The organism is Thermomonospora umbrina (assembly GCF_003386555.1).
GTDB lineage: Bacteria > Actinomycetota > Actinomycetes > Streptosporangiales > Streptosporangiaceae > Thermomonospora > Thermomonospora umbrina.
Genome location: NZ_QTTT01000001.1, coordinates 4,037,187 through 4,057,651 on the forward strand (window position 1 = coordinate 4,037,187; position 20,465 = coordinate 4,057,651).

Annotated in this window: 20 protein-coding genes; 10 read left to right on the plus strand and 10 right to left on the minus strand. The window is 70.7% G+C overall.

Annotated features, from left to right (window positions below; translation table 11 throughout):
- Positions 1–177: 177 nt before the first annotated feature.
- Entirely contained in the window at positions 178–1,761 is a 1,584-nt protein-coding gene (guaA, locus tag DFJ69_RS18090) for a glutamine-hydrolyzing GMP synthase (protein ID WP_116026712.1), read from the plus strand.
- 95 nt (positions 1,762–1,856) lie between these two features.
- On the opposite strand, the gene ahpD is transcribed toward guaA, so the two are convergent.
- Together ahpD and DFJ69_RS18100 are read right to left on the minus strand one after the other, a co-directional pair.
- The gene (gene ahpD / locus DFJ69_RS18095) at positions 1,857–2,399 is read right to left on the minus strand and encodes an alkylhydroperoxidase, AhpD family (protein ID WP_116023690.1); all 543 of its coding nucleotides are present in this window, start codon (positions 2,397–2,399) and stop codon (positions 1,857–1,859) included.
- A gap of 76 nt (positions 2,400–2,475) precedes the next feature.
- Positions 2,476–3,030 (minus strand): peroxiredoxin, encoded by a 555-nt coding sequence (locus tag DFJ69_RS18100; protein ID WP_116023691.1) that lies wholly within the window; start codon positions 3,028–3,030, stop codon positions 2,476–2,478.
- Between the two features lie 145 nt (positions 3,031–3,175).
- On the opposite strand from DFJ69_RS18100, the gene DFJ69_RS18105 reads away from it, so the two are divergent.
- The 4 genes from DFJ69_RS18105 (at position 3,176) to DFJ69_RS18120 (ending at position 7,034) form a co-directional block, all read left to right on the plus strand.
- Positions 3,176–4,105: a hydrogen peroxide-inducible genes activator gene (locus tag DFJ69_RS18105; protein ID WP_116023692.1), complete on the plus strand. Its 930-nt coding sequence runs from the start codon at positions 3,176–3,178 to the stop codon at positions 4,103–4,105.
- Between the two features lie 127 nt (positions 4,106–4,232).
- The gene (locus tag DFJ69_RS18110) at positions 4,233–4,760 is read left to right on the plus strand and encodes a hypothetical protein (RefSeq protein WP_116023693.1); all 528 of its coding nucleotides are present in this window, start codon (positions 4,233–4,235) and stop codon (positions 4,758–4,760) included.
- Positions 4,757–6,004: a glycosyltransferase family 4 protein gene (locus DFJ69_RS18115; RefSeq protein WP_116023694.1), complete on the plus strand. Its 1,248-nt coding sequence runs from the start codon at positions 4,757–4,759 to the stop codon at positions 6,002–6,004. The genes DFJ69_RS18110 and DFJ69_RS18115 overlap by 4 nt, the downstream gene beginning before the upstream one ends.
- A gap of 85 nt (positions 6,005–6,089) precedes the next feature.
- Positions 6,090–7,034, plus strand: coding sequence for a CDP-alcohol phosphatidyltransferase family protein (locus tag DFJ69_RS18120; RefSeq protein ID WP_116023695.1), 945 nt, complete (start codon positions 6,090–6,092; stop codon positions 7,032–7,034).
- A 200-nt stretch (positions 7,035–7,234) separates the two neighbouring features.
- Here DFJ69_RS18120 and DFJ69_RS18125 read toward each other — a convergent pair whose 3' ends face one another.
- The 3 genes from DFJ69_RS18125 to DFJ69_RS18135 form a co-directional block, all read right to left on the minus strand.
- Positions 7,235–7,936 carry a class I SAM-dependent methyltransferase gene (locus tag DFJ69_RS18125; protein ID WP_116023696.1) on the minus strand — a complete coding sequence of 234 codons (702 nt, stop codon included), beginning with the start codon at positions 7,934–7,936 and terminating at the stop codon, positions 7,235–7,237.
- Positions 7,937–8,036: 100 nt separating this feature from the next.
- Positions 8,037–9,002 carry an SRPBCC family protein gene (locus DFJ69_RS18130; RefSeq protein ID WP_116023697.1) on the minus strand — a complete coding sequence of 322 codons (966 nt, stop codon included), beginning with the start codon at positions 9,000–9,002 and terminating at the stop codon, positions 8,037–8,039.
- 211 nt (positions 9,003–9,213) lie between these two features.
- Complete coding sequence (locus DFJ69_RS18135) at positions 9,214–10,173, minus strand: LysR family transcriptional regulator (RefSeq protein WP_116023698.1); 960 nt, start codon at positions 10,171–10,173, stop codon at positions 9,214–9,216.
- 69 nt (positions 10,174–10,242) lie between these two features.
- On the opposite strand from DFJ69_RS18135, the gene DFJ69_RS18140 reads away from it, so the two are divergent.
- Entirely contained in the window at positions 10,243–11,172 is a 930-nt protein-coding gene (locus tag DFJ69_RS18140) for a DMT family transporter (protein WP_116023699.1), read from the plus strand.
- On the opposite strand, the gene DFJ69_RS18145 is transcribed toward DFJ69_RS18140, so the two are convergent.
- Entirely contained in the window at positions 11,142–12,689 is a 1,548-nt protein-coding gene (locus DFJ69_RS18145) for an alkaline phosphatase D family protein (protein ID WP_116026713.1), read from the minus strand. The two genes, DFJ69_RS18140 and DFJ69_RS18145, sit on opposite strands and share 31 nt — an antisense overlap.
- Before the next feature lie 274 nt (positions 12,690–12,963).
- Here DFJ69_RS18145 and DFJ69_RS18150 point away from each other — a divergent pair, with 274 nt between their 5' ends.
- Both DFJ69_RS18150 and DFJ69_RS18155 read left to right on the plus strand, forming a co-directional pair.
- Positions 12,964–13,401: a cupin domain-containing protein gene (locus tag DFJ69_RS18150; RefSeq protein WP_116023700.1), complete on the plus strand. Its 438-nt coding sequence runs from the start codon at positions 12,964–12,966 to the stop codon at positions 13,399–13,401.
- A gap of 206 nt (positions 13,402–13,607) precedes the next feature.
- Positions 13,608–15,272 (plus strand): N-6 DNA methylase, encoded by a 1,665-nt coding sequence (locus DFJ69_RS18155; protein ID WP_211328648.1) that lies wholly within the window; start codon positions 13,608–13,610, stop codon positions 15,270–15,272.
- Here the strand turns inward: DFJ69_RS18155 and DFJ69_RS18160 are convergent.
- The 4 genes from DFJ69_RS18160 to DFJ69_RS18175 all read right to left on the minus strand — a co-directional run bounded on the left by DFJ69_RS18160 (position 15,233) and on the right by DFJ69_RS18175 (position 19,091).
- A complete protein-coding gene (locus DFJ69_RS18160; protein WP_116023701.1) occupies positions 15,233–16,462 on the minus strand; it encodes an McrC family protein in 1,230 nt (409 codons plus the stop codon). The two genes, DFJ69_RS18155 and DFJ69_RS18160, sit on opposite strands and share 40 nt — an antisense overlap.
- A complete protein-coding gene (locus DFJ69_RS18165) occupies positions 16,459–18,282 on the minus strand; it encodes a DUF4357 domain-containing protein (protein ID WP_211328649.1) in 1,824 nt (607 codons plus the stop codon). The genes DFJ69_RS18160 and DFJ69_RS18165 overlap by 4 nt, the downstream gene beginning before the upstream one ends.
- Positions 18,283–18,387: 105 nt before the next feature.
- The gene (locus DFJ69_RS18170; protein ID WP_170177705.1) at positions 18,388–18,810 is read right to left on the minus strand and encodes an ATP-binding protein; all 423 of its coding nucleotides are present in this window, start codon (positions 18,808–18,810) and stop codon (positions 18,388–18,390) included.
- Entirely contained in the window at positions 18,807–19,091 is a 285-nt protein-coding gene (locus DFJ69_RS18175) for a hypothetical protein (RefSeq protein WP_147312356.1), read from the minus strand. Before DFJ69_RS18175 ends, DFJ69_RS18170 begins: the two co-directional genes overlap by 4 nt.
- A gap of 220 nt (positions 19,092–19,311) precedes the next feature.
- On the opposite strand from DFJ69_RS18175, the gene DFJ69_RS18180 reads away from it, so the two are divergent.
- Entirely contained in the window at positions 19,312–20,133 is an 822-nt protein-coding gene (locus DFJ69_RS18180) for a helix-turn-helix domain-containing protein (protein ID WP_245974439.1), read from the plus strand.
- Between the two features lie 32 nt (positions 20,134–20,165).
- Positions 20,166–20,423, plus strand: a complete 258-nt coding sequence (locus DFJ69_RS18185) for a DUF397 domain-containing protein (RefSeq protein ID WP_211328650.1) — start codon at positions 20,166–20,168, stop codon at positions 20,421–20,423.
- Positions 20,424–20,465 lie beyond the last annotated feature (42 nt).

Here is a 20,465-nt window from a genome sequence, read left to right on the forward strand (position 1 = left end):
TGGTTATCAGAGTCACGGCCGCCGACACGCCCAGGGCGCGCCGAAAGGACGCGGTCCGTTACCGGACGATGACCAAGCGTCGCGCGCCCGGGGCTCGGGGGCGGCATCGGCGCAGGCGGCGGGGGCCCTAGACTTGAGCATCTGTCCCGAGTCTTCCGAAAGGCGTGATCGGTGTCCCTGGAGCAGGTCGAGCGGGTCGAGCAGTCCTTCGACACGGTGCTCGTCGTCGACTTCGGCGCCCAGTACGCGCAGCTCATCGCGCGGCGCGTCCGTGAGTGCAATGTCTTCAGCGAGATCGTCCCGTGCACCATGCCGGTGGCGGAGATGCTGGCCAAGCGGCCCAAGGCGATCATCCTGTCCGGCGGCCCTTCCTCGGTCTACGAGCCGGGGGCCCCGGCCGCGCCCGCGGGCCTGTTCGAGACCGGGGTGCCCACGCTGGGCATCTGCTACGGCCACCAGGTGATGGCCCAGGCCCTCGGCGGTCTGGTGGAGAACTCCGACGTCGCCGAGTACGGCGGCACCACCGTCAACGTGATCGACGGCGGGACGCTGCTGGCCGGGCTGCCCGAGGCCCAGTCGGTGTGGATGTCGCACCGCGACCACACCAGCGCCGCCCCCGACGGTTTCACCGTGACCGCGCGCACCGACGTCACCCCGGTCGCCGCGATGGAGCACTCCGAGCGCGGCCTGTACGGGGTGCAGTTCCACCCCGAGGTGATACACACCGAGCACGGCATGGCGGTGCTGCGGCACTTCCTGTTCGACGCGGCCGGCTGCCGTCCCGGCTGGACGATGGTCAACATCGCCGAGGAGTCCATCGAGGTCGTCCGCGCCCAGGTCGGCGACAAGCGCGCCATCTGCGGCCTGTCCGGCGGGGTCGACTCGGCGGTGGCCGCCGCCCTCGTGCAGCGCGCCATCGGCTCCCAGCTCACCTGTGTGTTCGTCGACCACGGCCTGCTGCGCAAGGGCGAGGCCGAGCAGGTGGAGAAGGACTTCGTCGCCGCCACGGGTGTCGACCTGCATGTGGTGGACGCCCAGGAGCGCTTCCTCGCGGCCCTCGCCGGCGTCACCGACCCCGAGGAGAAGCGCAAGATCATCGGCCGGGAGTTCATCCGGGTCTTCGAGAACGCCGCCCGTGACATCGTCGCCGCGCACGCCGACTCCGGCGAGGTGGAGTTCCTCGTTCAGGGCACCCTCTACCCCGACGTGGTGGAGTCCGGCGGCGGCACCGGCGCGGCCAACATCAAGTCCCACCACAACGTCGGCGGCCTCCCCGACGACCTGGCGTTCGCGCTGGTCGAGCCGCTGCGCACGCTCTTCAAGGACGAGGTCCGCGCGCTCGGCGAGCAGCTCGGCCTGCCCTCGGAGATCGTCTGGCGTCAGCCGTTCCCGGGCCCCGGGCTTGGCATCCGCATCATCGGCGAGGTCACCCGCGACCGCCTCGACCTGCTCCGCGAGGCCGACGCCATCGCCCGCGAGGAGCTGACCCGCGCCGGCCTCGACCGCGACATCTGGCAGTTCCCGGTGGTCCTGCTCGCCGACGTGCGCTCCGTCGGCGTTCAGGGCGACAGCCGCACCTACGGCCACCCGGTCGTCCTCCGCCCGGTGACCAGCGAGGACGCCATGACCGCCGACTGGGCCCGGCTCCCGTACGACGTCCTCCAGCGGATCTCCACCCGCATCACCAACGAGGTCCGCGAGATCAACCGCGTGGTGGTCGACATCACCAGCAAGCCCCCGGGCACCATCGAATGGGAGTGACCCGACGGGCGTAGCGGGACCACCATGAAGCGTGATCGCCGCCGACTCGACGCGCGAAAGGCCCGGGCGAGGCCGCCCGGGCCTTTCGCGCGGGGTCAGACGGTGGCGGGGGCCAGGGCGGCCTCGGCCTCCAGGGTGGCGGCGGTGGCGTTGACCACCGCGGCGATCCGGAGGGCCTCCTGGATCAGTTCGCGGGACATCCCCGCCTGGCGGAGCACCTGCTCGTGCGACTCCAGGCAGCGGCCGCAGCCGTTGATCGCGGAGACGGCCAGGCACCACAGCTCGAAGTCGACCTTGTCCACGCCGGGCCTGCCGATGACGCTCATCCGGAGCTTGGCGGGCAGATCGGCGTAGGTGGAGTCGCCGATCAGGTGGGTGGCCCGGTAGTAGACGTTGTTCATGGCCATGATCGACGCGGCGGCCTTGGCCGCGTCGAAGGCCTCGGCCGACAGGTGGTCGCCGGCGTCCTCGGCCAGCTCCCTGATGACCCGGGCGCTGCCCGTGGCCAGCGCGCAGGCCAGCACGGTGCCCCAGAGCTGCTGGTCGGAGAGCTGGGAGGTGGTGGTCACCGAGCCGAGGTTCAGCTTGGTGTCCTTGGCGTAGGCCGGGAGGGCCCCCTTCAGCGCGTCAACGCTCATGACGGCGTTCCTTTCCTGCGGAACGGCCGGCCGCGAGGTGCCGCGGCCGGCCGATGCGTGCGGTGACGACCGACGATCAGGCGCCGACCATGAGCTTCTGGGCGTCCAGCGTGGCCTCGCCCTTGTTCCAGTTGCAGGGGCACAGCTCGTCGGACTGGAGGGCGTCGAGGACCCGCAGGACCTCCTTGACGTTCCGGCCGACCGAGCCCGCGGTGACCATCGAGAACTGGATCTCGTTGTTGGGGTCGACGATGAAGGTGGCGCGCTGGGCGACACCGTCGGCGGTGAGGATGCCGAGGGCCGCGGACAGCTCGCGGTTGAGGTCCGACAGCATCGGGAACGGCAGGTCGCGCAGGTCCGGGTGGTCCTTGCGCCAAGCGAAGTGCACGAACTCGTTGTCGACGGACGCGCCGAGGACCTGGGTGTCGCGGTCGGCGAACTCCTCGTTCAGCCGCCCGAACTCGGCGATCTCCGTCGGACAGATGAAGGTGAAGTCCTTGGGCCAGAAGAACACGACCCGCCACTTGCCCTCGTAGGTCTTGTGGTTGATGGTCTCGAACGCCGTGTCCGCGTCCAGCGAGACACAGGCGGTCAGCTCGTACTCGGGGAACTGGTCACCGACAGTGAGCACGGAGTCTCCTTTGAAGCCGTTTTGTGAAGGAAGTCACAAGCATCCCGATGGGGCGGCAGTGGGCATCGGGGCTGGTGAGCGGATACCAGACTGCCGTAGCTAGAGTGAAAAGAGAAATCGATGGATCGCTTTGAGTCGATAGGGGATGGCTATCAGTAGACCCACCGTGGCCCAGTTGCGCGCGTTCCTCGCGCTGGCCGAGCACCTGCACTTCCGCGACGCCGCCGCCACGTTGGGGATGAGCCAGCCCGCGCTGTCCGGGGCGGTCGCCGCCCTGGAGGAGCAGCTCGACACCCGGCTGGTCGAACGTACGACACGCCGCGTGCTCCTCACCCCCGCCGGGGAGCGCGTGGCGCGTCACGCCGAGTCGGTGCTCGCCGAGCTGGACCGGCTGGTCGAGGACGTGCGTTCCACGCGGGGCCCGCTGGTCGGCCCGCTGCGGCTGGGCGTGATCCCCACCGTGGCCCCGTATCTGCTGCCCGCCGTACTGCCCCGGCTGACCCGCGAGTTCCCCGACCTGGAGCTGTCCGTACGCGAGGAGCAGACCGACAACATCGTCGCCGAGCTGTCCGCCGGACGGCTGGACGTGGTGATCCTCGCGCTCCCCGTGCCCCTGCCCGGCCTCGCCGAGCTGCCGTTGTACGAGGAGGACTTCCTGCTGGTCGCGTCCGGGGCCCAGGAGATCGGGCCCGCGCCGGTGCCCCGGCAGGCGCTCGGCGAGCTGGACGTCATCCTGCTGAACGAGGGGCACTGCCTGCGCGACCAGGCGCTCGACGTGTGCCGCGAGGTCGGCGCGCGGGCCACGGCCGCCACCTACGCCGCGAGCCTCGCCACCCTGGTGCAGCTCGTGTCCGGCGGGCTCGGGGTCACGCTCGTACCGCAGACCGCGCTGCCGGTCGAGACCCGGCGGGCGGAGGGTCTGGCCGTACGGCGGTTCGCCGACCCGGCGCCGTCGCGCACGATCGGGCTGGCCCACCGGGCGACGTCCCCGCGCGCCGCCGAGTTCGAGACGCTGGCGGGAACGGTCCGAGCGGCGGTCGGCGAGGCCCACCCCGAGGTCCGCGTCCGGGCCTGAGCCGTTCTCCGGAGGGTCGAGGCGCGCCCGGCAGTCCCTCGGACGGGTAACGGTCGCGGCAAACCTTCCCCGTGTCCCGGTGGCACTCGTTGACCTCGGGGCATCCCGTTCACCGGGAAAGGGGGCGATGGCGTTGCCGACCACAGAGCCGACCGTAGACGTCACCACCGGGCACTGGGCCGAGATCCACGAGGTGTGGGCCCGGGACGGCCTGATCAGGGTGATCGGGGCGTTCCAGGGGACCGACACGGCCGAGGGGCCGTGGCGGCTCCGACTCGTACCGGAGGAACGGCCCGTCCCGACGTCGCCCCGGTCCCGGCTCGGTCACCGGATCCGCCTTTGGCGGATGGCGCGGCGGCCGATCCCCGGCCCGTACCGGGTGACCGTGCGGCACGGCAGGTTCGAGGCGGCCGTGCCGGTGCGCGACCTGGTGCTCCCGCGACCCGTACGCTCCGCACGCTGGCACGCCTATCTCGACCCGGGCACTCCGGGAGGCCGGGCGCTGCGGCTCGGCCGGCACCTGGGCGTGCCGCGCAGGGCCCGCGCCATCACCTATCCGGCGCAGCGGGCCGACGCGTTCGGCGCCCGGTTCCGGGTACGGCCCTCGTACACCGCCGACAACCACCTCGCTATCGGAAGCCGTCGCGCTCGATGAAGATCACATACGCACTGCTGCACGCCTACGGCATGGGCGGCACGATCCGCACCGTCATCAACCAGGCCAACGCCATGGCCGCGGCGGGTCACGACGTCCGGATAGCCAGCGTGGTCCGCCGTCGGGACGACCCGCAGTTCCCGGTCGACCCGCGCGTCCGCATGGTCACCGTCACCGATCTGCGCGGGCGGCCCGCGCCGCCGCCCGCGCCCTCGGCGCCCGGGGGCCGGCTCGGCCGAGCCCTGCGCCTCCCCGCCCCGTCCGCGCCCCGCGCCGGCGGTGAGCCCGGACGCGAGGTGCCGGCGGACGAGGCCGCCAAGGACACCTTCACCCGCGAGGTCGAGGAGGGCTTCATCGAGTACGTGCAGGGCCTGGACGACGGGGTGCTGGTCACGACGCGTCCCGGCCTGAACCTGATGTCCGCCCGGTACGCGCCCGAACGGCTGGTGCGGGTGGCCCAGGACCACATGCACTTCGGCCGCTACAAGCCCGGCGTGCGCGCCGCGATCCTCGACGACTACCCGCGCCTGGACGCGGTCGTCTCGCTGACCGAACAGGACTGCGAGGAGTACCGGGCCGCGCTCGGCCGCGCCGTGCGGACCGAACGGATCCCCAACCCGCTGCACACCCTGGACGTGCCGCGCACCGACCACACCGGCAAGGTGATCGTGGCGGCGGGGAGGCTGACCCGGCAGAAGGGCTTCGACCTGTTGCTCGACGCGTTCGCCGAGGTCGTCGAACGCCACCCGGACTGGACGCTGCGGATCTACGGCGCCGGGCCCCGCGAGAAGCGGCTGCGGGCGCAGATCCACCGGCACCACCTCTACAACCACGCGTTCCTGATGGGGACGGTGCAGGGCTTCGACGACGAACTGGCGCAGGCGTCGATCTACGCCCTCAGCTCCCGGTTCGAGGGCTTCGCGATGGTGGTGCTCGAGGCGCTCAACTGTGGGGTGCCGCTGGTGAGCTTCGACTGCCCGACCGGCCCCCGGGAGATCATCCGCGACGGGGAGAACGGGCTGCTGGTCCCGCCGGAGGACTCGGCCGCGCTGGCGGCCGGACTGTGCCGGCTGATCGACGACCGGGGGTTCCGTCGACGGCTCGGCACGGTGGCGGTCAGCACCGCGGCCGAGTACGGGCCCGAGACCATCCGCCGGCGCTGGGAGACGCTGTTCGCCGATCTGCTGCGTACGAAATCGCCCCTTCTGGGCGAACGGGCGGCGGACACGTTCCTTCCCGCGTAGACGAAGGGTCAAGTGTCGGGCAAACGTTACGGGTCCGATAGCGAATCGCTTACGCGTGATCGCCCTGTGTAGGGATGCTTGCGGGATGGCGACGTTCTCCCTGGATGACGTGCGCAGGGTCTGCAAGGGCCGCGATGCGTGGTGGACGGTTCTGCTGGTCGATCCGATCGCGATCCGGTTGACGCTGGTCGTCGCGAACCGGACCTCGATCACCCCGAACCAGCTCACCGCCGTCGCCTTCGCCCTGGGCATGGGCGCGGCGGGCTGTTTCGCGCTCGGCTCCCCGGGCTGGCTGGTGATCGGCGCCCTGCTCTACCACGTGGGCTTCGTGGTGGACTGCATGGACGGCAAGATCGCCAGACTCAAGCGCACCGGCACGCTGTTCGGCGGCTGGCTGGACTTCATGCTGGATCGGGTGCGGGACAGCGTGTGCGCGCTGGCCCTCATGGCCGGCCAGTACGTCCGCACCGGCCATTCCGCCTACCTCTACGCCGGCATGGCGGTGCTGGCCCTGGACATGTTCCGCTACGTCAACGGCCCGCAGATCGTGAAAGTCCGCCGTTCGATGCGCTCGGCCGTGAACGCGGCCCGCCGCCGGATGGCCGAACCCGAGGAGGAGACCCGAGACGACGAGACCGAACCCGACGGCGACGCCGAGACCGCCCTGGAGCCGGCGCCGAACACCGACCTGCACCGCCAGTTCGACAGCCAGTTCCCCTGGTACCGCCGCATCCGCCGCTCGCTGCTGCGGCGACGGGTCCGCACCCATCTGGTGAGCGGGATCGAGTTCCAGATGGCCGTGTTCATCATCGGCCCGGTGACCGGCGCGATCATCCCGGCCACGGCGGTGGCGGGCACCCTGCTGGCCCTGTTCGAGCTGGTCATCATCTACAAGTTCTGGCTGTCGACCCGTACGCACACCCGCGTCATGGCGGCGCTGGGCGAGGCGGCGGCCCCCACCCCCGCGACCCCCGCCGACGCCCCGCTGCCGAGCCCCGACCTGACCCCGGCCACCGCCGACCAGGACTAGGGCCTTTTGATGGGGGGCGGACCCCACGCCCCCGCGCCCGGAGCTCTTCAGGCGAGGACCCCTCCGCCGGCGCTCCGTGGCCCTCGCCTGAAGCGACCGGGCATGGGCGGGTGGTGTGCCCTCCATAGGCCCGGGATCAGTGGGCCGGATGTCGGGCCTCCGGGGCCGAGGGCTTCGTACCGCTGTTTCGCCCGGGTGCGTCAGAGCTCCGGGCGGTGGGCCCGGGCGAACAGCGTGGTGCCCGGGATCCCTCGTACGGGCAGGCGTCGCTCCAGCATGGAGACGGCGCGCAGGCCGGCGTTGACCGCAGGGTTGAGCCGCTCGGAGTCCTGCGGCTTGGCGCGGTGTCGTCGCCACTTGACGACGGGGCGCAGCAGCACGTTCCAGCTCCACAGGCGGTCGACGCGCAGGCCGGCCCCCTCGATCAGCTCGGTCAGGGTGTCGCGCGAATAGCGGCGGACGTGGCCGAGCATCACGTCGCGCGCCGACCACAGCGCCAGGTCGCTCGGCACGGAGATCAACACGGTGCCGCCCGGCCGCAGCACCCGGGCCAGTTCCCCCGCCGCGGTGCGGTCGTCGGGAATGTGCTGCAGCAGATCCAACGCCATCACGAAGTCGAAGTCACCGGTCGACAGCGGCAGATAGCAGGCGTCGCCGTGATAGGCGTCGATGCCGCGCAACCGCGCCAGCTCCACCGCGGCCGGCGAGCCGTCGATGGCGATGGCGTCCCAGCCGTGATCCAACAGCACCCGGGTGTTACCTCCCCCGGCCGCCCCGATGTCCGCGGCCCGCCCCGGCTCCCCCAGCCGGCGCAGCTCCCGGGCGATGATCGCCCGCCGCTCCCGATACCACCAGTTGTCGTCCTCGATCGCGACGACCCGTTGTATTTCGACCGTGTCCATGGCCCCCACCGGACAGACCTCACACGATGCGGTCGTCCGCATCCCTTGATTACGGAACGTACCAGGCGAATGACTCCCCGTGGTGGACCCGGGTACCCCCTCAGCGGCGATGCCGTCCCCGACGCCGCCGGAACAGGTACCGCACGGCCAGCAGCGCCGCCAATGCCCCGACCGCCGGCGCAGCCCGCCGAGCCCTCGCCCGCCCCTGCGGATCCTCGCCCTCGGAGCCCTCGCCGACGCTCGGCTCCGCCCGGAACCCCACCCCGCCCTCGGCCACCTGCCCGCCCTCTCGCGGACGGGGCACGGAGACCGTTCCCCCGACCTCGCCCACGCCCCCCTCGTCCGACCCGCGAACGACCTCCACCTCGGGACCCCCCTCGGCGGCGGGCTCCGAGCCGCTCTCGCCCCCGGAACCCGTAGCCGGCCCGCCAACGCCCTCCGGGCCGAGATCGGGCTCCCCGAGCCTCTCCGCAACCGCCCCTTGCGCGGCGTCCCCCGCGTCCGCCCGCTGGGAAGCGCCCTCGGGCTCGGGCTCGGTTACCGGAGCGGTTGTCGGCTCGGGGAGGGGCGCGGCGGTCGGTTGGGGGGCGGCTTCGGTGTCGGGTGCGGGGGCGGGGCCGGGCTCGGGGTGGAGTTCGGTTTCCAGGGACTTGGCGAAGCGGGTGAGGATCTTGGCGGCCGCCTCGGTGAGGAGGGTGCGGCCGAACTGGGCCGGGCGGCCGGTGACGTCCAGCGAGGTGTGGATCGTGACACGGGTGGCGCCGTCCGTCTCGGTGAGGCGGGCCTTGAAGAGGGCGGAGGCGGTGCCGGAGCCGCGGGCCTCCTTGCCGTTCGCCTTGACGGTGATCGTGCGGGCGGGCTCGTCCGCCTCGGTGAGGGCGGCGGTGCCCCGGTAGGTGATGGTCATCGCGCCGAGCCGTACCTTGAAGCGGCCGGTGTGCTCCTCGCCGTCCGTCGAGTCGAGGGTGGCGCCCGGCATGCAGCGGGCCACCCGTTCCACGTCCAGCAGCGCCGACCAGGTCTGATCCACCGGTACCGGCACGGTGAACTCGTGGTCGAGCTCCATGAGCGGGGACCCTTCTCGTCGGGGGGATGATCTGAGTGACCCTATGACCGGATCCGCCGTTCCCGCCAGAGTCGCAGGTCACAGCGGGGGCGAGGATGTCGAGGCCGGTGGGCCGCTCCCTCGGGGTGGTAGGGAGCGGCTCCGGGTGTCGCGAGCGGCGCCCCGCACGCCGGGGCCCGACGAGACGTTCCGAACCTACGTGGTGGGGGATTCAGGGGCCAGAGCTGGCTATGACCTGATTCACACCGTTCTCCAGGGCGGCCTCCAGGCGGCGCATCCGGGCGGTGGCGAGCTGGACGACGGCGCGGGTGGCGGGGGAGAGCTCGGCGACCGGTCGGTGGGCTATCCCGAAGCGCTCGTACAGCGGGGGGCTCAGCGACACCCAGCCGAGGCCCGCGGGCAGTCGGTCCTTGAGGCGGTGCAGCACGCCGAGCCAGCAGACGGTGTCGGCCAGTCCGCGGGCGGCCACGTCCAGCGCCGTCTCCACGTACTCGACCTCGACGCGGGGTGTCAGCGTGTAGCCGGCGGAGCGCGCCATCTGGACGAGCTGCCTGCGGGTGTAGTCCTCGGCGCGCCAGCTCACGTCGGGCAGCACGAGGGGACGTGTCGCCAGGGCGGTGGCGCCGACGGGCTCGCGCACGCGTTCGGGGTCGGCGCTGACGTACACCAGCTCGTCGCGGATCACCGTGCTGACGGACATCTCACCGCCGTCGTCGACGAACGGCAGCGCCGCCATGGCGGCCTCCAAGCGGCCCCGGCGGAGGTGGTCGAGGATCTCGGCGGAGTTCTGGCCGACCAGCTCGATCCTGACCTGCGGATGTCGTTCCAGCACGTCGGCCACCAGGTCGGCGCCGAAGTAGTAGTGGGCGATCTTGAAGACGCCGAAGCGGACGGTGCCGGTGAGCAGCTCCTTGACCGAGGACACCGCGCGGACGGCCTCGCCGGCGGCCTTCAGGGCGGCGACGGCGTGCGGGCGCAGCGCCCAGGCCGCCTCGGTGGGCACCAGCCCGCGCCCGGCGCGCCGGAACAGCGCCGTGTCCAGGTGTTGCTCCAGCAGCCGGACCTGTTCGGAGACGGAGGGCTGCGCGTAGCCCAGCGCGGCGGCCGCGCCGGTGAACGAGCCGTGTTCGAGGGTGGTGAGGAAGCAGCGGAACTGGTGCAATGTGACCAAGGGAACCCCTTTGGCTTCCGAAGGTTGCCAAGGCTACCTCGATAGGTGTCCCGGATCTACGGTCGTTGCATGCAGCTTGTCCTTACTCGACCGCGTCTTTCCCTGGGCGTGACCCTGTGCCTCGTTTCGGCCGCCGGGTTCGGGATGTCGGCGATCTTCGCCAAGGAGACCTACGCGAGCGGGACCGGCGTCCACACGATGCTGACGCTGCGCTTCGTCATCGCGGCCCTGTTGTTCTGGCTGCTGGTCGCTCTCAGGGCCCAAGGGCGCCGCCCGGCGTCTCGCACGTTTCCCCGAGGGCGCGTGCTGCTGCACTGCGTCGGTCTCGGTGCCGTCGGGTACGCGTGCCAGGCGGCGTTCTACTTCGGTGCGCTGGCCCGCATCAGTGGATCGCTGGCCGCGCTGCTGCTCTACACGTACCCGCCGCTGGTCGCGGGCGTGGCCGTTGCGCTGCGCCGTGAACGCATGGACGCGCGCAAGACCGTGGCCCTGACGTGCTCGGTGGGGGGTGTGCTGCTCCTGCTGGGCGGCGGCGTCGAGGGGGGCGCGGCCTCCGGCGTCCTCATGGCGCTGGCCGCCGGCGCCACGTACGCGATCTACCTGACCGTCGCGGACGGGCTGCCCGACGACCTGGACCTGTACGTCCTGTCGGCGATCGTCTGCACCGGCGCGGCCGTCAGCCTCTCCCTCGCGGGCCTGGTCACCGGAGGTCTGGAGGCGCCGGCGGAGGCCGCGGGATGGCTGTGGACGGCGCTGCTGGCGGTGTTCGCCACGTTCCTGCCGATCGTCTGCCTGCTGGCGGGGATGCGGGCGGTGGGCGCGTCGACGGCGGCCATCGTCTCCTACGCGGAGCCGGCCGTCGCCGTCGCGTCCACCGCCCTCGTCTACGGCGAGAGCCTGACCGTCGCCCAGGCCGTGGGCGGCGTCGTCGTCCTCTCCACCGTCGCGATCCTCAGAACGAACGACCGTCAGCGAGAGGCGGTCAGCTCGGTGGCGTAGAGGACCTTGCCGTCGATGTCGCGGAGCCGCACGGTGAACGTGCCGTCGTCACCGTCGATCGCCACCTCGCCGAAGAACTGGAAACCCTCGGCCGGCGAGGTGTTGGCGCGCGGCGGAGCCTGCTGGAACCTCAACTGCGGCCCGAACGTGCCCTCCAGCGTGTTCGGCCCGAACGCGCCCGCGTTCAGCGGACCGGAGACGAACTCCCAGAACGGGTCGAAGTCGCCGAAGGCCGCCTTGGCCGGGTCGTAGTAGTGCGCCGCCGTGTAGTGCACGTCGGCGGTCAGCCACACCATGTTCCGGACCCTGTGCCGCTTGGCGTACGAGAGCAGGTCGGCGATCTCGCGCTCGCGGCCGAGCGGGGCCCCGCCGTCGCCCTGCGCGATGCCCTCCTGAGCCCCGCCGTCGGGGACGATCAGGCCGATCGGCAGGTCGGCGGCCATCACCTTCCACGTCGCCCTGGAGTTGCGCAGCTCCCGCTTGAGCCAGGCGAGCTGCTCGGCGCCGAGCACGCCCTCGGTCTCGGCGGCAGCGTCGTTGCGGGTGTTCGCGTTCTTGTGCGTGCGCATGTCGATCACGAACACGTCCAGCAGCGGGCCGTAGGAGATCTTGCGGAAGATCCGGCCGCCCCGCGTCGCCTGCACGGCGATCGGCGTGTACTCCATCAGGGCGCGCCGGGCCCGGGCGGCCAGCACGTCCACGCGCTTCTCGGTGTACCGGGCGTCCTCCAGGATCTCGCCCGGGTACCAGTTGTTGACGACCTCGTGGTCGTCCCACTGGTAGATCATCGGCACCCGCGCGTTGAACGCCCGCAGGTTGGTGTCGTGCAGGTTGTAGCGGAACTGACCCCGGTACTCGGCCAGCGTCTCGGCCACCTTGGTCTTCTCCGGGGTCACCAGGTTGCGCCAAGTGCGGCCGTCGGGCAGCGTCACCGTCTCCGACAGGGCGTTGTCGGAGTACACCCAGTCGCCGCTGCACAGGAAGAAGTCCGGGTCGACGGCGTTCATCGCCTTGAAGATCCGGAAGCCGCCCAGCTCCGGGTTGATGCCCCAGCCCTGACCCGCCAGGTCGCCCGACCAGACGAACGACACGTCCCGCCGCCGCCGCGACGGCGTCGAGAAGCTGCCCTCGACGGGCTCCGACACCAGCGAGTGCCGGTCCAGGTCGGCCAGTCGCACCCGGTAGTGGATCCGCTCGCCGTCCGGCAGGCCCCGCAGGAACGTCTTGCCGGTCAGGTCGGTCTCCGGGGTGAGCACCGGGCCCCGAACGGTGTGGAAGGCCCGGAAGTCCGGCCGGCGGCTCAGATCCACCAGCATCCGGGAGGGCCGGTCGGCGCGGGCCCACACGACGCCGCGCCCGGCGGTCACGTCGCCGGTCTGCACGCCGTGGGTGAGCGCGGGCCGTCCGGTGCGGATCAGGCCGGGGGCCGCGGCGGCGGGCCGGGCGGTACCGGCCGACAGGAGGGCCCCGCCCGCGATCAGTCCGCCGCGCAGTACGGTTCGCCGGTTCGGCGTCATGGTCACACTCCGTTTTCCTCAGTGGTCAGGCGCATGCTCGCGGGCCTGATCGACCACCGTCCGGATGCCGGGTGACCGGTGGGTTAATGCCGGTTGGACCGATCGACTTGACAACGCTGCGTGAGCACGTGTCTCCTAGTCCCCATGTCGGCGCGCGTCTTCTCCACGAGCCATCGGGTCCTCGTCCCCGTGGCCGCCGCGCCGTGTCCTCGCTGTTGTCGCTGACGACCGTTCTCCGGCCCGACCGACTTCGACAGCAGCAGAAGGACCCTTCATGGACCTCGACCTCGTTCCCGACATCGCCATGCGCGGCCAGGAAGACCCGCACGGGCTGGCCGTGACCCGCCCCCCGACGGTGGGACAGGTGGCCGCCCGCATCCACGCACTCGCCGGACGCCCCGAGGGCTGGTGGCACCTGGTCCGGCTCGACCCCGCCGCCCCCGACCGCGTCCTGCTCGACGCCGGCGACGGCGTCGAGGCGTGGCTGACGACCTGGCCCCCCGGCCACCGCACCGACGTGCACGACCACGGCGGCACCCGCGTCAGCACCGTGCTGGCGGGAGAGCTGATCGAGGTCGTCATCGCGCCCGACGGCGTCACCGAACGCCCCCTGCGCGCCAACCGCATCCGCGTCCACGGCGGCGGCCGTACCCACGAACTGACCAACCCCGGCCCCGCCTACGCCGTCACCCTGCACGCCCAACTCCCCTAGGACGTCGCCGGGGGCCGACGTCGTCGACCATGACCTCGCAGGTGCGAAAGCCACAGAACAGGTCGTCCTGCCGTACTTGGCGTAGGCGGTGGTCCGAACCGAGAACGCCCCCCTTGCGGTGCCTCGAATATAGAGCGACCGGGGGCTGAGCTTCCTGTTGACAAGGTCAACGTAGTTCGCTGAATCGTGCCGTGTAGCGTGAAGGCGTGAGAGCCGACCGACTCGAGCACGCGGACGATGCCCTGATCAGCGCCTCTGAGATCGCGAGCCTGGCGGGTGTGACGCGGGCTGCGGTGTCCAACTGGCGTAGGCGTTATCCCGACTTTCCCGCGCCGGCCGGCGGTGGGGCCCGGAACGCGCTCTTCAGAGCCGCCGAGGTCCGGGCATGGCTGGAGGGGCAGCGCAAGGGCAGAGAGGTCTCCGGCGAGGTGCTGGTCTGGCAGGCGTTGCGCGCCGCCTATGGGGGCGACGTCGTGCGAGGTCTCGGCGACCTCGGGGAGTTCTTCGCCACCGGTGAGCCGGGGCCGCTGGACGGCCGGGTGAGGGCCCAGGCCGAAGAACGGGCCGCGGAGAGCTCACCGGCCGACCTGCTGGAAGGGCTCACCGAGCGGTTCGCCCGTTCCGGTGGCCGGGTCGGTTCGGAATATGCGTCCACATCCCGGCTGGCCTGTGCCATCGCCCATTTCGCCGGGCCGGTCGAGGGCACCGTGTTCGACCCGGCCTGCGGCATCGGCACTCTATTGCTCGCGTTCGCGGGCTGTCCGGCCGTTCGGCTCGCAGGGCAGGAGGCCGACGCCGTGGCGGCGCGGTTCACTCGGGCGCGCACTCATCTGGCCGGAATGCCGGGGACGGCGATCGAGGTGGGCGATTCACTGCGTGACGACCGGTGGCCGGAGTTGCGCGCGGAGCTCGTCGTCTGTGATCCGCCCGATCACGCGGCCGACTGGGGGCGGGCGGAACTGCTGATGGACTCGCGCTGGGATCTCGGTGTCCCGCCTCGTACAGAGACGAGGCTCGCGTGGCTCCAGCACTGCTACGCCCACACCGCGCCCGGTGGGAGGGTGATTCTCGTGATGCCTCCCTCCGCCGCCTATCGCAGGGCGGGACGTCGCATCCGGGCCGAGCTCGTCCGCCGGGGGATCCTCACCGAAGTGGTGGCGCTTCCCCCCGGGATGGCGGCGTCCCATGCGCAGCCCGTGCACCTTTGGCTGATGACGAGGCCGACCGGATCACGACGGGAGATCTCGGGTGTCCGGATGACCGACCTGACCGGGCATGACCCCGCTGGGCCCTTCGCACCTGAGGACGCCGAGACTACGAGCGTCGCGGCCGTTGATCTGCTGGACGAAGACGTCGACCTCAGCCCCGCCCGCCATGTGGCGGTGTCTCACACGGACCTCCCCGCCGAGTACGCCGCCGCACGCGACGCGCTCCGCAGCCGCCTCCATGGATTCGGCGCGCTGGTGCCGCCGCTCGCGCCCGGCACCGGCCTGCCCGACGGCACCGCCATCAGCGTGGCCGACCTGGCACGCGCCGGACTGGTCGATGTGGAGGGCGAGCAGGTCGTCTCGACCAGCGACCGGCTCGACACCGCCTATCTGCTCGGCTTCCTGCGCAGTGCCGCCAACGTGCGCCGCTCGACCAGCGGCAGCGGCACATTTCGGCTGGATGTACGAGGCTCACGCGTCCCGCAGATGGGCATCGACGACCAACGCCTTTACGGCGACGCCTTCCGCGCCATCGAAGATTTCGAACGGCGGGTCAGAGAGCTCGCCGAGCTGGGGGAGCGCGCCGCCGCGCTGGCGCGCGAGGGTCTCACCAGTGGCGCCCTTCAACCCGTCCCGGACGAGGACGAGGAAACAAACGGCTGATCCGGAACAAGCAGCCCGGCCAGTGAGCGCACCTCGGCGAGAAGGCCCGCCGGAGCCTGATCCAGTTCGAGAGCGTGCTGGTGGATGAGGACTCCGGCATGTCGTACGCGGTGCACGGCGTGCGGGGCATTTCCCTTGGCGTAGATGAGATGCCCGTTTCGCAGACCAAGGGCGGTGCAGTAGGCCAGCATCTGGTACAGGTCGGCGTCCGGGAATCCCTCGGGCTTCTCCGCCTTGTATTTGGCGTCGGCCACGGCGAGCGGTGTGCCGTCGGCGGCGCGGTGGACGAGGTCCGGAATGATCCGGATCGCGCGGTCCTCGTCGAGATGAACGGAGCCCTGGAGCACACACCGACCACTTGGGGCCAGGGCCTCCCGAAGGGAGATGGTGACGAAGTCCTCGAAGACCTTGGCCATGTCGAACAGAAACCCCGATACCGTCACGTCCCCGGGCCGGTGCTCCACGGACGCCCCGGCGAGGACCAGCGAGGCCAGCCGCAGCGCCGGACGGTACCGGACGTTGAGCCGGCTCGGCCGCCACTCCGGAAGCGCATGCCCCCGGCCGACCGGAGTGATGTCGGCGAGCCGGACCCGCAGCCGCAACAGCCGGATGCGCACGTCGCGGGGCACTCCCGAGGGCAGCCGCAACAGCCGGTCGCACGCCGTCCGCAGCAGCCGGTTCTCCGCGATGTCGGGCGTGTACTCGTCGTGGATGATCTCGATCGGGAACGACCTGCCGTGGTGCCGCCGGATCTGGTCGGCCTCCCGGATCCGGCCGCGCAGCAGCAGGGAGGTCTCCTCGACGGATCGGTATCCCTGGAGCAGCCCCTGCCGGAGGGCCTTGTCGGCCTGCCGTTCGAAGAGGCGGGCCAAGGCGGGCAACAGGTCCGGTTCGGCGTCCGCCGTGACGTCCTCCTCTCGCCAGCCCTTGGGGTCGAGCGCGTACCCCAGCAGGAACAGGAGCCGGTGAATGGGCACCTTGGGTACGATCCGCATCGTGGCGGCGGCACCGCCGGAGGCGGTCACCCGCACCACGCCCACTTTGCCCTTGGCGCGCAATCGCCACCGTCCGGGCACGTACGGGTCGGGCGCCGCCTCGGCCAGTCGGGAGGCCACGAGGGCACGCCCCACGGCGTCGTCGAGCGGCAGCGACACCGCCGCCCCGTGCTCGGTGAGCGTGATGACCGTCATGACGACGATGGGGCGATCGCGGCACGCAGGGCGGCCAGCCCGTAGCGGCCCGCGACGTCCACGTCCTCCCCGTAGTGGTACTCCTCCAGCAACGGAAGGATCTTGGTGCGCCAGGTCCTTTCGAGACCGCCGTCCCGGTAGACGCCGTCCTTCATCAGATACGACGGGCCCACTCGGAAGTCGGGGTCCTCGATGCGGGAGTTGAGGGCGTCGAGCAGGTCGGCGGGCTCGGGGTCCCGGTTCTCACGGTGCAGCCAGCGGCGCAGCAGACCGGAGGTCGGCTCGGTGCGCGGCGACAGTTCCACGAACGCGAACCGGCGGCGCATCGCGGCGTCGACCAAGGCGATGGAACGGTCGGCGGTGTTCATGGTGCCGATCACGAACAGGTTCGGAGGCAGTCCGAACTCCTCACCGGAGTACGTCAGCCGCACCGATCTCTGGCGGTACTCCAGCAGGAAGTACAGCTCACCGAACACCTTCGCCAGGTTGGCCCGGTTGATCTCGTCGATGATGAGGAAGTACGGGATGTGCCGGTTGCCCTCAAGGCGAGCCTGGTCGGCGATCTCCCGCAGCGGCCCTGCCGTCAGCCGGAACGCGACCTCCCGTGTGTCGGGGTCCTCACGTGGGCGGAAGCCCTCGAAGAAGTCCTCATAGGCGTACGACGGATGGAACTGCACCAGCTTGACCTGCTCACGCCCGCCTCCGAGGAACTCGGCCAGCTTGAGCGCCAGGTACGTCTTCCCGGTGCCCGGCGGCCCGTACAGCACGAGCTGCCGGTCGTCCCACAGCAGGTCGCGCAGCTCCCGCAGCCACGTCACGTCGTGAACGAGCAGGCTGCCGGCGAGCTCGGCCGTCGGCTCGGGAAGCTGAAGCTCACGGCGCGCCTCGAGCACCGCCATCTCCGCGCTCGGCTCACCGGCGTCGTCCTCGACCACCTGGACGAGCTCCTCGAAACTCCATCCGAGCCCATCGACCAGGGCTTGGACCGACGTGAGATCGACGACGTCCTGTTGGATGGAGAGCATCTGCTGCAACTCTTCCGGCAGCGCCTCGTACGCATGCGGGGTGCTCTGCCATTCCACCGGGCGACGCAGATTGGAACGCCCGTTCTCCGAGGCGACCTGATCGACCTCACCGGCGATCTCACCGACGTACAGATCCCCGCTCGAGATCGTGCAGATCCCGTCACCGGGCTTCATCCGGGAGAGGAAGGCGTGCAGGTCCTCCACGAGCTGGATCCGCTGGTTGTAGGTGAGCGTGGATTCGTAGTCCTCCTCGACCATTCCCCGGAGCTCGTGCTTGCTGACGCCCGCCGCGACGCCCGCCCGCAGCCGGGACGCGGCCAGGCTGACCCGCTGCTCGGGCAGCCACATCCGCTGAACGAGATCGAGTCCTGACACGTTCGACCCACGGACCAGCCAGGTGCGCCTGCGACCCCACCCTGTGATGGGGAGGAAGTCGACCAGCGGGTGACCGTCGTCGGTCATCCATTTTTCGAAGCCGTTGGCGCTTCGGCCGATGAGGATCTCGGCGGCGGCCGACGGGGAGTTGCAGTCGATGTCCTTGGTCGTCTCCAACCACCCCGGGTAGGTGGCGGACTCGCGGATCGACCCGTCAGCGATGAGCTGCTGCCGCAGGGTGTACGAGGACGTCATATGGACGGCGAACGAGGGCACCACATCACTGCGGGCCGGCGATCCGGCGAGCACCCTGAACCGCCGGCTGCCGTTGGTGCCGTTCTCCGTCAACAGCCTGCCTTTGGCGGTGGGCCCGCCCTTCCGGAGCCGGAGAAGGAATTCGGGGCCTTCGGTGTCGGTCACGGGCGCTCGCTTCCGCATCCTGGTCTTCGGGGGGCGTGCCACCGGAATGACCACGGCGGTACGGAATGTTCACGCTACACCTGAGTGATCTCCGGCTGGAATGGTTCAGGGGCGGGCGGTCGCCATGGTGCCGGGCGGCTTGGTCTCGACTCGGAACCACACGGTGAGGCGGTCGCCCGGAAGGGTGCGGTAGCCCCATGCGGCGGCGATCTGGTCGAGGATCGGGAGGCCCCGGCCGTGCTCTCCGGCGGGGTCGTCGGTGTAGTGGGGGAGGCCGGGGCCACGGGCCTGGGTGACCTCGATGTGGAGGGCGGTGGGGTCGAGCGCGGCGTGCAGGGTGACGGTGGGGCCGGCCCCATAGCAGATGGCGTTGGTCAGGGTCTCCGACAGGAGGAGGACGGCGTCGTCCGTCACTTCGCGGACGGCCGGGGGCTCTGCGGCCAGCAGCGCCTGGAGCCAGCGGCGGCCCTCGCGGACGCTGGTGGCGTCGGCGGGAACGGTCCGGGTCCCGAGGCGTCGCGGAGTCACCGGGCACCCACCACACGTGTGACCCTTGCGGCGGCCTCCCGGACGTCGCCGGTGCCGGTGGTGCAGGAGCCGAAGGCGAAGACCCAGCGGTCGTGGTGCTCGACGGCGGTGACCGCCAGCGGCTTGGCGGTGCTCGCCGGGTACGGGACGTAGAGGACGCTCTCACCGCGCCAGGGACACACCAGCGTGGACGCGCAGCCGTGCTCCCGCAGCGCGTAACAGAGGCCGGTCAGCAGACCGAACCGCACTTTGTGCGGTGATCGTCGGGGCTGCATCATCATCCGCCTCTCACCGTCCCGCCGACTCCACGACGAGATCCCGCGATCAAGCGCACACCGTGGGTGACCGTCGCTATGTTCGGAGTGTGCATGCGGCTGAGCGCTCTGTAAATCAGTTCGGATGAACTAGTGCATCTAATCTTGTTGCACGGCAGTGCCAAACTGTCCTGAAAGGGATGAAGTCATGGCAAAGCGGTCAAGTCCCACGGTCCGACGGCGCAGAATGGCGAAGGAGCTACGGCGGCTGCGCCGTGAGTCCGGCAAGACGCGCGAGCAGGTGGCCGACTTCGTCGGCTGCTCCCCGGTGACGATCACCCGCATCGAGAGCGCCCAGACGGCGGGGACGGTGCCCATCGTCGCTCGGATGCTCGAGGCGTACGGCATCGCCGGCGACGAGCACGAGGCGTTCCTGAAGCTCTGCCGGGAGGCCCGCAAGCGCGGCTGGTGGCAGCGCTACTCCGACTCGATCCCCGAGTGGTTCCAGGTGTACGTAGGCATCGAGGAAGAAGCGGCTTCGCTCCGTATCTACGAGGCAGAGGTGGTTCCGGGGCTGCTGCAAACCGAGTCCTATGCGACCGCCACCTACCTCGCGGAGCCGGTGATCTTGGAGGAAGCCGAGATCCAACGACGGGTCGCGCTGCGTATGCAGCGACAGCAGCGCTTGTTCGAAGCCGGCGACACGCCGAGCATGTGGGTCGTGCTCAGCGAGGCTGCGGTGCGTCGCCAGGTCGGTGGCGTGGAGGTCATGAAGGAACAGCTGCTGCACTTGGACCAGTTGTCGCGGCGTCCGAACGTCATGCTGCAAGTCCTGCCCTTCACGGCGGGCGCCCACCCGGGGATGCAAGGTGGGTTCACCATCCTCGCCTTCCCGGAGGCGATGGACCCGAACGTCGTCTATGTCGAGTACCGGCAGGGCGGTCTCTACCTGGAGGGCCATGACGAGGTAGAGGCATATAAAGTGATGTATAACCACCTGTGCGCTCAAGCCCTCGGCAGGGAAGAGACGCGAGCGTTCATCACGAGGGTGGCAGACGGACTGAGATAGCTCATCAGCACCAGGAAGTATGGATGGTCCCAATGAATCTTTCCTCGGTCACCTGGCGCAAGAGCAGCCGCAGTACTGGCAACGGCGGCAACTGTGTAGAGGTGGGGTTCTGGCGCAAGAGCAGCCACAGCACAGGCACCGGCGGTCAGTGCGTCGAAGTAGCCTCAGGTGAGGCGGCGGTGCTGGCGCGGGACTCCAAGAACCCGGAGGGGCCGGTGCTGGGGTTCGGCCTCGGTGAGTGGCAGGTGTTCGTGTCTTCGGTGAAGGCCGGCGAACTGGACCTGCCCTGACATCACTGCCATGCCCGGGGCTGTGATGAGTCCCGGGCACAC

Bases quoted from the DNA above. Each gene is read 5' to 3' on its own strand.
- ahpD (WP_116023690.1), bottom strand. From the start codon at position 2,399: ATGAGCGTTGACGCGCTGAAGGGGGCCCTCCCGGCCTACGCCAAGGAC.
- DFJ69_RS18105 (WP_116023692.1), top strand. From the start codon at position 3,176: ATGGCTATCAGTAGACCCACCGTGGCCCAGTTGCGCGCGTTCCTCGCG.
- DFJ69_RS18110 (WP_116023693.1), top strand. From the start codon at position 4,233: ATGGCGTTGCCGACCACAGAGCCGACCGTAGACGTCACCACCGGGCAC.
- DFJ69_RS18115 (WP_116023694.1), top strand. From the start codon at position 4,757: ATGAAGATCACATACGCACTGCTGCACGCCTACGGCATGGGCGGCACG.
- DFJ69_RS18120 (WP_116023695.1), top strand. From the start codon at position 6,090: ATGGCGACGTTCTCCCTGGATGACGTGCGCAGGGTCTGCAAGGGCCGC.
- DFJ69_RS18125 (WP_116023696.1), bottom strand. From the start codon at position 7,936: ATGGACACGGTCGAAATACAACGGGTCGTCGCGATCGAGGACGACAAC.
- DFJ69_RS18130 (WP_116023697.1), bottom strand. From the start codon at position 9,002: ATGGAGCTCGACCACGAGTTCACCGTGCCGGTACCGGTGGATCAGACC.
- DFJ69_RS18140 (WP_116023699.1), top strand. From the start codon at position 10,243: ATGCAGCTTGTCCTTACTCGACCGCGTCTTTCCCTGGGCGTGACCCTG.
- DFJ69_RS18145 (WP_116026713.1), bottom strand. From the start codon at position 12,689: ATGACGCCGAACCGGCGAACCGTACTGCGCGGCGGACTGATCGCGGGC.
- DFJ69_RS18150 (WP_116023700.1), top strand. From the start codon at position 12,964: ATGGACCTCGACCTCGTTCCCGACATCGCCATGCGCGGCCAGGAAGAC.
- DFJ69_RS18160 (WP_116023701.1), bottom strand. From the start codon at position 16,462: ATGACGGTCATCACGCTCACCGAGCACGGGGCGGCGGTGTCGCTGCCG.
- DFJ69_RS18175 (WP_147312356.1), bottom strand. From the start codon at position 19,091: ATGATGATGCAGCCCCGACGATCACCGCACAAAGTGCGGTTCGGTCTG.
- DFJ69_RS18180 (WP_245974439.1), top strand. From the start codon at position 19,312: ATGGCGAAGGAGCTACGGCGGCTGCGCCGTGAGTCCGGCAAGACGCGC.
- DFJ69_RS18185 (WP_211328650.1), top strand. From the start codon at position 20,166: ATGAATCTTTCCTCGGTCACCTGGCGCAAGAGCAGCCGCAGTACTGGC.